This window comes from Danxiaibacter flavus, from assembly GCF_041060425.1.
GTDB classification, from domain to species: Bacteria; Bacteroidota; Bacteroidia; order Chitinophagales; family Chitinophagaceae; genus Danxiaibacter; species Danxiaibacter flavus.
The window spans coordinates 581,129-588,062 of the sequence record NZ_JAULBC010000004.1 but is presented as its reverse complement, the minus strand read 5'-3'; the positions used below and the strand labels follow the sequence as shown (position 1 = coordinate 588,062).

At 38.9% G+C, this 6,934-nt stretch carries 5 protein-coding genes; 1 reads left to right on the top strand and 4 read right to left on the bottom strand.

Features of this window, described 5'->3' with window-relative positions; all coding sequences use genetic code 11:
* Positions 1-203: 203 nt before the first annotated feature.
* The 4 genes from QTN47_RS15095 to QTN47_RS15080 all read right to left on the bottom strand — a co-directional run bounded on the left by QTN47_RS15095 (position 204) and on the right by QTN47_RS15080 (position 4,436).
* Positions 204-1,022, bottom strand: coding sequence for a hypothetical protein (locus tag QTN47_RS15095; protein WP_369330222.1), 819 nt, complete (start codon positions 1,020-1,022; stop codon positions 204-206).
* A gap of 7 nt (positions 1,023-1,029) precedes the next feature.
* The gene (locus tag QTN47_RS15090) at positions 1,030-1,443 is read right to left on the bottom strand and encodes a hypothetical protein (protein WP_369330221.1); all 414 of its coding nucleotides are present in this window, start codon (positions 1,441-1,443) and stop codon (positions 1,030-1,032) included.
* Positions 1,444-1,689: 246 nt separating this feature from the next.
* Positions 1,690-2,787: a hypothetical protein gene (locus QTN47_RS15085; protein WP_369330220.1), complete on the bottom strand. Its 1,098-nt coding sequence runs from the start codon at positions 2,785-2,787 to the stop codon at positions 1,690-1,692.
* Between the two features lie 8 nt (positions 2,788-2,795).
* Entirely contained in the window at positions 2,796-4,436 is a 1,641-nt protein-coding gene (locus tag QTN47_RS15080) for a hypothetical protein (RefSeq protein ID WP_369330219.1), read from the bottom strand.
* Positions 4,437-5,144: 708 nt separating this feature from the next.
* Between QTN47_RS15080 and QTN47_RS15075 the strand changes: the two genes are divergently transcribed.
* Entirely contained in the window at positions 5,145-6,791 is a 1,647-nt protein-coding gene (locus QTN47_RS15075; RefSeq protein WP_369330218.1) for a hypothetical protein, read from the top strand.
* The last annotated feature ends 143 nt before the right edge of the window (positions 6,792-6,934 follow it).

The window sequence follows — 6,934 nt, the reverse complement described above, 5'->3', positions numbered from 1 at the left end:
GTGGATCTGACCTGATTCTTGCTAAAGAATATTTATCAAATTGCCTTTACGGTCGCACCGAGCATTTCGCGCAAATGCTTTATTTTTTCTCCGAGGTGTGTGGTATGTTCCGCCATAGTTGTAAGAATGTGTGGGGACAAATATAAGATTTAGATTTTGTGAAACTCAATTGCTTTCCGTCCAGTCCTGCAGTTGTAGGTAGTCTATTTGAAGTAAGTATAGTATCCGTTTTTAATTGAGCAAAGGTCTTTTAATTTGACAATCAAAGATGTAATATCGATTCTTGAGTCCGTAATTAGCAAAAATTGATTTAGACTTTCAAGCTTTTGACGTAGAGGGTCGTCCATATAAATTTTGTAAAAAATTGAAATTGTATTACTATTTGTTTTGTCTGTTATTGATTTATTTTCATCTATGACAATATTTGTTGCGTCACTTATAAAATGTTCATTTTTTATAAGATCATTATTAATTTCGGTGACCAGAGATTTAATTATACCTAATGTTTGTGATGTGTCTTTACGTGAACGTGTTAATGCGATACCAATAGCATTGTTGCAGAGCACATTTAGCTTTGTATTTAAACTGTCGTTATAAATCTTTTTTAGCTTTAGTAACCACAATGTGTCAATATTTTTTGTCGGTAAAACGCGGCTGATATTCGGGGAAGGTAAACTGGATAGATATTTGCCAATTGATTCAGTCAAGCCTGCAATACTATCATAAAACGCAATAGGAATTTGAGATTTATTCCCCGGCTGTTGTGAAGGAATATTATTTATAATGACTGGTGGATTTTGAGGTGTAGTTGCACTGGCAGTATTTTTATTTGAATGAAAACTATCTCTAAGAAAATGAATTAGTGAATCTTTATAATTAAGAGCAATTCTAAAGCTATCTGTTTTGGCTTTAGAAATGTCAGCTTCTTTCAGTTCTAATTTAGCCCCTTGTAAATAAAAAATAAAAGAAATTGCAGCAGACGCTGTCAGCAGTAATAGCAATTTAACCGTTTTTTTTTCCATTTTCTTTTCATTGAGGCGATGACGTAGTTTCGGTGATTTTATTTTTTAAAATGTCTATAATAATGTCTTGCAAAATCTCAGGCTTAATTTCGGAAAGATATAAAGCTTTGTCTTCATGGTTTTCTGCATCCTCTTGGTTGTCTATTACGTCACTAATATGTGTTAGAAAATCACTTTTTCTCGTTTCTATTTCATCATATTTATGCAAATAGTAAAAAACACTGACAATTGTAGTTATTGAAATTCCCAATCCGCCAATTTTAGTGATGACAGAGCTGAAAGCAACATCTTGTGATAGAAATCCGGCAAATAGCCCAACAGCTAATCCTAATATTATAGAATAGATCGCTTTGTAAGAACTGTCTTGCTCTTTTTTAATTTGTTTTTTTAACCAAATTGTTAACACATTAATTCGATACATACTAAGGATTTTATTAACATTCTAAATAAAAGCCATTCACATTCCTGGCGCAATTTTATATAGTGGCATCTAGGCGTGGGCGTACTTGTGCCTAAGATTAAACGCTTATTTTACTTCGCACAAGTATGCCTCGCGCATGAACCTCCCTGCATACTTGGGGTATTGCATGACTATTCTAATATTTGGAGCAGAGAGGGCTTTTGTCATTTCAAACATGATAGGATTTCTTCGCCAAAGTCACAGTCTTCATTCCTGCTTCTTTTTTTCTAGTTCCTGGATTGTTTTCTTCAGACTTTCAGCTTTCTTTTTATCATCCTGTTGTGTGCTATTTTTTATATTATCGTATAGATTTTTGAGGTTTTCAATATCCGTTTCGTTCAACTGTATATTATCAATGGAAGATTGGCCTGGCCGGTTGTTAAGTTTATCTATCTGCGATTTTAGATTGCCTATAGCGGTTTTTTCCGCGGGACTCAAAGATTTTTGCTTTTCCAACTGAGCTAGTTTTTCCCGTGCTTCCTTGATGTTATTAAAGGAAATTTGTTTGTCAATCTCACGCAAGATGATCGTGCTTCCAAGCCTTTGCAGGTTACGCACACCTATGCTATCCAGTTTCTTGAACATTGCAATCCGCAATGGGTTAGTAGAATCCTGCGTAAATCCCTCAATAATAGCTTTTCTACGGTTGGCCAACGTTGGGTATTCTGCACTCGTCTCCTGTAGATCGTTTTGGGGTATATATTGCGATGGGTCGAGGGCATTGATGCCAGCTAATGCATTATTAAGTGTAGAACCTGGAAATTGTTTGATTACAAACGCGCTGAAATAATCAGCCAATAATTCCTGCTTCCTTCTTTGTTCGGGATACAAATTTCCGGAACCAGGAAGAGTATGCTCAAGAATGTGGTGCCCAATTTCATGCGCTATGATACAGCGTACAATCCATTTAAGTTCTGCAGAAGTAGAATGTAGGTTATTTAGAAAAAATTGGTTGTAAAAAATAAAGCGGCTGGTATCTATCATGACCGAGGCTGCATTACAAACCTGCTCGCAAGAGCGGAAAGTATAAGTAAGAGGATAGGGATTATTGATGTCTTTCTTAAGGGTTGCGATCACTAAGTCAAATTCTGCATACGGGTTTGCATCATATTCCCGAATTGGAGATGTTCGGACCAATGAAGTGGTTGATTGAAAACAATTAGCAACGACATTATTTGTGCTATTGCTGCACTGGGCAAGACAAAGAGTAACCAAACTATCCGTGCTTGGTTGAGCTATTAGTGATTTTGGATACAGGAACCCAAGGAGAATCCAAAGCGGCACGATTCTGCTAGATTTATACATAATACTTGCTATTTAGCAGTTAAATTATACGAGAAAGCAACGAAAAATCCCAGTCTGTTAAAGGTATCGGTAGGTACTACAGCCCCTTCAGTTGGTTTATTCACCACTTGGCCTACTTCATAGCTATCACTGATAAGAGTAGCTTTGGTAAGTGTCGCACCCGCCGATAAAATAAATCTTTGTGAATAGCCGAAGATTAGCGAGCCCCCCAAGTGATAATTTATCGTTTCCAAATCTTTCGTGCTGATACCGAAAGTGCCAGAGAAATGGGCATCCTTACCATTTCTTTTGTATATGTGCATCAGCGCGCCTACAGAGGGAAAGATAATATTCTTTGTTTTGTTTTGGACAATAACGTTTTTGTCCGGTTGTCCACTTACAGAATCGTATCGGTAGGTTTGATCAAGGAAATTGTTGCCGCCAAAATTTGCAAACAGGCCGGTACTGAAATCAATCTTGATTCCTCCTTTAGCACGCACCCGCAGTTCGAACGATTTGGCCAGTGGGCCGCATGGTACATTTTCTTTGGGTTCAATTGCCACAGAAATTACTGTTAGGTCTTTGTCAATTGTTTGTGGGGACACATAGTAAGTATAGTTGCTGACATTGAACCAATCATATGTGTCAAATAAAGCGGTTCGACCTGCAGAGCCAAGCGCTTCCAAGTCTTTATACAATTTGTTGATGTCTGCTTTGTCAAAGAGTTCTTCCAAGTCTTTTAATGAGTTACCTAAATCGTTGGATAATTTAGTCCTGTGTGCTGCATCAATTAGGTTTCGTGTTTGCGTATTTGGATTTTTAATTCGCTTAAGCGACGTTTCTATCGAATTCAAAGTGTCCTTCAAAGCTTTCTCTTCAATAGACAGTTTATCAAGATTACTTGGTAAAAATGCTGCGTTGATTTGGTCATAAAAGGATTTAGCATTGTCTATGGTCTTAGTAATATAGCGATTCACAATGCCTCGGTTTTGAGTATAATTTGAGCCAATTAAAAGTAGTGCTTTGTCGGCTGGTATAGGTACCAACGCTGCATTAGTGAACGTTTGCAAAGTTAGGTTGTTAACATCGTTAAGTATGTCGTTGAACGCGCGGTTGCATATGTTCTGCAAGGAAATAAGGTCGCTGTGATATTGCAGTATCGCTTTGCCATGCGTGTATTCTTCTCCAAACTTTTTTAATAGACCATCGTTTTGTATTAGCGTCGTGCCAAGTCGAGTATAGTCTTGCTGAAATGACGATATTTTTGTACGTAATGGTTCTGGTATATTAGACTGTAAGATATCGTTGTTATTAAAAACGGCAAGGGCCGCAGGCGCTAGGCCGTTACCACCAGCTGCAGGTGCAGGTGCAGTGGATTTTGCAAAGGTTTCGAAGAGTGCAGGTGTTTCTTCATTAAATGATGTCTTATTAATATCCTTATTAATGTCTACTAACTTTTTATTTACATTGATGATCTTCAGGCCTACACGAGAGTCGAACTTCTCCTTTTTTAATGACACCTTGTCTGCATCATTTAGATAGTCATAGGTTTCATAATGCACTATAGGTGTCTGGGATTGGGCTTGAATCAATGATGAGTAGGTGAATGGTATCAATATAAGTGCTGTTTTCAGAACATAAGCAATGAATGATGAATTAACTTTAAGCATGGGTATGTATTATTTAACATTATCAAGAAAATTTAAACCTAATCGCGTAGTTCGAAAAACATACAACGGCCCTAATCATTAGTTATAGGGACAGTATATCTCAATAAGGTTCTGTAACGCCAAGTTTCCATCTGTTGAAGAAATGGCTTCGAAAACTTAGATATTTTCGACATAGCTCTGTTATTGTCTGTTGTCCTAAAATTTGACTATAACCCATAAGCAGGCTAAATCGATTCAAATTTGCAACTTGCGGCAGTTTTTCCAAGCAATAAACTTCAATATGATATCTAATCGAAGGCCTAAAGAAATGTGTTGCTAGTTTGTCAAATACATCTGGCATCTTCAATTTTTACTTTAAAGAATGCATTATAGTTTGTAGATCGGCCGACAAATTTTCACAAAGGCTATAAGCCATTCTTAGGGCATACTTAGTACTGCTGCTGATGATATGAAACAGCAAACAAAATCCGAATTGCAACATCTGATAGGAGAAGGTCTAAGATTCATTTTGACACTCTTTCGGGTAAAGGCTAGCTTCTACCAGGTTTGGATCAAAAAAGTTTACTACTAAAATATTTTGGTTTTGTGAAAAATGCAAGCAAATTGAAAAAGAATTTTCTTTGCCTTCTTTTTAAAAAGTTCACCCTTCACGATTTATTCCCCACAACCCACTATTTTTATCCCTCAAACTTTTAACCACATTCTATCATGGTCTTACATCGTCTGCTTGCCGTAGTTCTTTTTTCCTTGTTCATAGGAACAATCTCACTTCATGCCCAATCAAACACCAGCAATGCATCTCCTTCACCTCGCATCATCAACATCGTCAATTTCATTCGCCAAATAGAACCTCGTGATTCAGCCATCACCAAAGATGTATTGTACCAAACAGTTGTTAAGCAAATAGAACTTATGAACAAATACCAGCTTGGTGGTACTTTTCTATTACAATATGATGCATTAATCGACAGCCATTATCAACAACTGCTAAAAAGCCTTCCGAAAGATAAATTTGAGATCGGCGCCTGGTGGGAGCTTCCACAACCGTTGATTGAAAAAGCCGGTATTAAATGGAGAGGTGAGTTTGCGTGGGACTGGCACTCGGATGTTGGTTTTTCTGTGGGCTATACACCTGCAGAGCGCGAAAAGATCATTGATGTGTATTTCGCAGATTTCAAGAAGATCTTCGGTTACTATCCAAAGTCCGTAGCATCCTGGGTTATTGATGCGCACTCGCTCAATTACATGTATGACAAGTATAAAATTGTTGCCTCTGCAAACTGTAAGGACCAGGTGGGTACAGATGGCTTTACGCTTTGGGGCGGCTATTGGAACCAGGCATACTACCCCAGCCGCGTTAATGCATACATGCCCGCGCAACATGTGGAAAAGCAGTTGCCGGTGCCGGTATTCAGAATGCTGGGCAGCGATCCGATCAGGCAATATGCAGATGGCAGAAAGGTAACCACGCTGGAGCCGGTGTACAAGCATGGGGGCGGTAATGAACAATGGATCAACTGGTTCTTCCAGGTTTTCTCTACAGATCCGGCACTGGGCTTTAACTATACACAGGCTGGCCAGGAAAATTCTTTTACATGGGCCGGCATGCAAAAGGGACTGGAGATGCAGATGCCGATTATTGCGCGGATGAAGCAGGAAGGTAAAGTGCGTGTGGAGACGATGAGTGAGTCTGGCCGATGGTTTAGTAACACCTACAAGGTAACGCCTGCAACTACTTTTACCGTGACCAAAGATCTGGGTGATAGCGACCAAAAAACGATCTGGTATAACAGCAGGTTCTATCGCCTGAATATGCTTTGGAAGAATGGCAACCTGCGCATTGCAGATATTCACCTGTTCAATGAAACAGTTCCTGATAAATACCTGAACGCAGTAACAAAAGTTAATCAAAGCTTCTTCTATACGTTGCCTGTTGTGGATGGTTTTCAATGGGGTAAAGCAAACAACCTTGAAGGCTTTCGCTTAATGATGAATGAGAATGGCAAGGAAGTGGCCGTTCATGGCGGCGATCCTGCGTTTACCAATACAGACAACACAACGGCACATGTTTCATGGCCCGCAGGTGATGGCTCGTTTGAAATAGATTTGAAAGAAAATAAAATGACGATCACTGGAAAGGGCAAAACTGCTGACTGGTTTTTAGATCTGTATGTTGCACCAGATGCAAAGACGCCGTTGCAAAACATCAGCGATAAAAGCGCCAATTATCAATTTGATGGTCACGCATACAAGTTAACTGCAATGCAAGGCAGTATTGAGAAATCGACAAATGGAGGCTTGTATCGCATCAAACCACAAGGTGGAAGCATTGAGTTGAAGCTTGCTGATCAATAATCTTTCTGCAACAAAAAAACTACAAGAGTTGCCTTGCTTGCCTCTGTGCTTCAGTGCCTCTGTGGCAAAAAAAACAGTGCTACTCCGTGAAAAAACTCCTTTCCCTCTGTGGTAAAAAATATGGTTAGCCAGTGCCGCAAGGC

Excerpts from the sequence above, each read along its gene's own strand:
- QTN47_RS15095 (WP_369330222.1), bottom strand. The coding sequence starts at position 1,022 with ATGGAAAAAAAAACGGTTAAATTGCTATTACTGCTGACAGCGTCTGCT.
- QTN47_RS15090 (WP_369330221.1), bottom strand. The coding sequence starts at position 1,443 with ATGTATCGAATTAATGTGTTAACAATTTGGTTAAAAAAACAAATTAAA.
- QTN47_RS15085 (WP_369330220.1), bottom strand. The coding sequence starts at position 2,787 with ATGTATAAATCTAGCAGAATCGTGCCGCTTTGGATTCTCCTTGGGTTC.
- QTN47_RS15080 (WP_369330219.1), bottom strand. The coding sequence starts at position 4,436 with ATGCTTAAAGTTAATTCATCATTCATTGCTTATGTTCTGAAAACAGCA.
- QTN47_RS15075 (WP_369330218.1), top strand. The coding sequence starts at position 5,145 with ATGGTCTTACATCGTCTGCTTGCCGTAGTTCTTTTTTCCTTGTTCATA.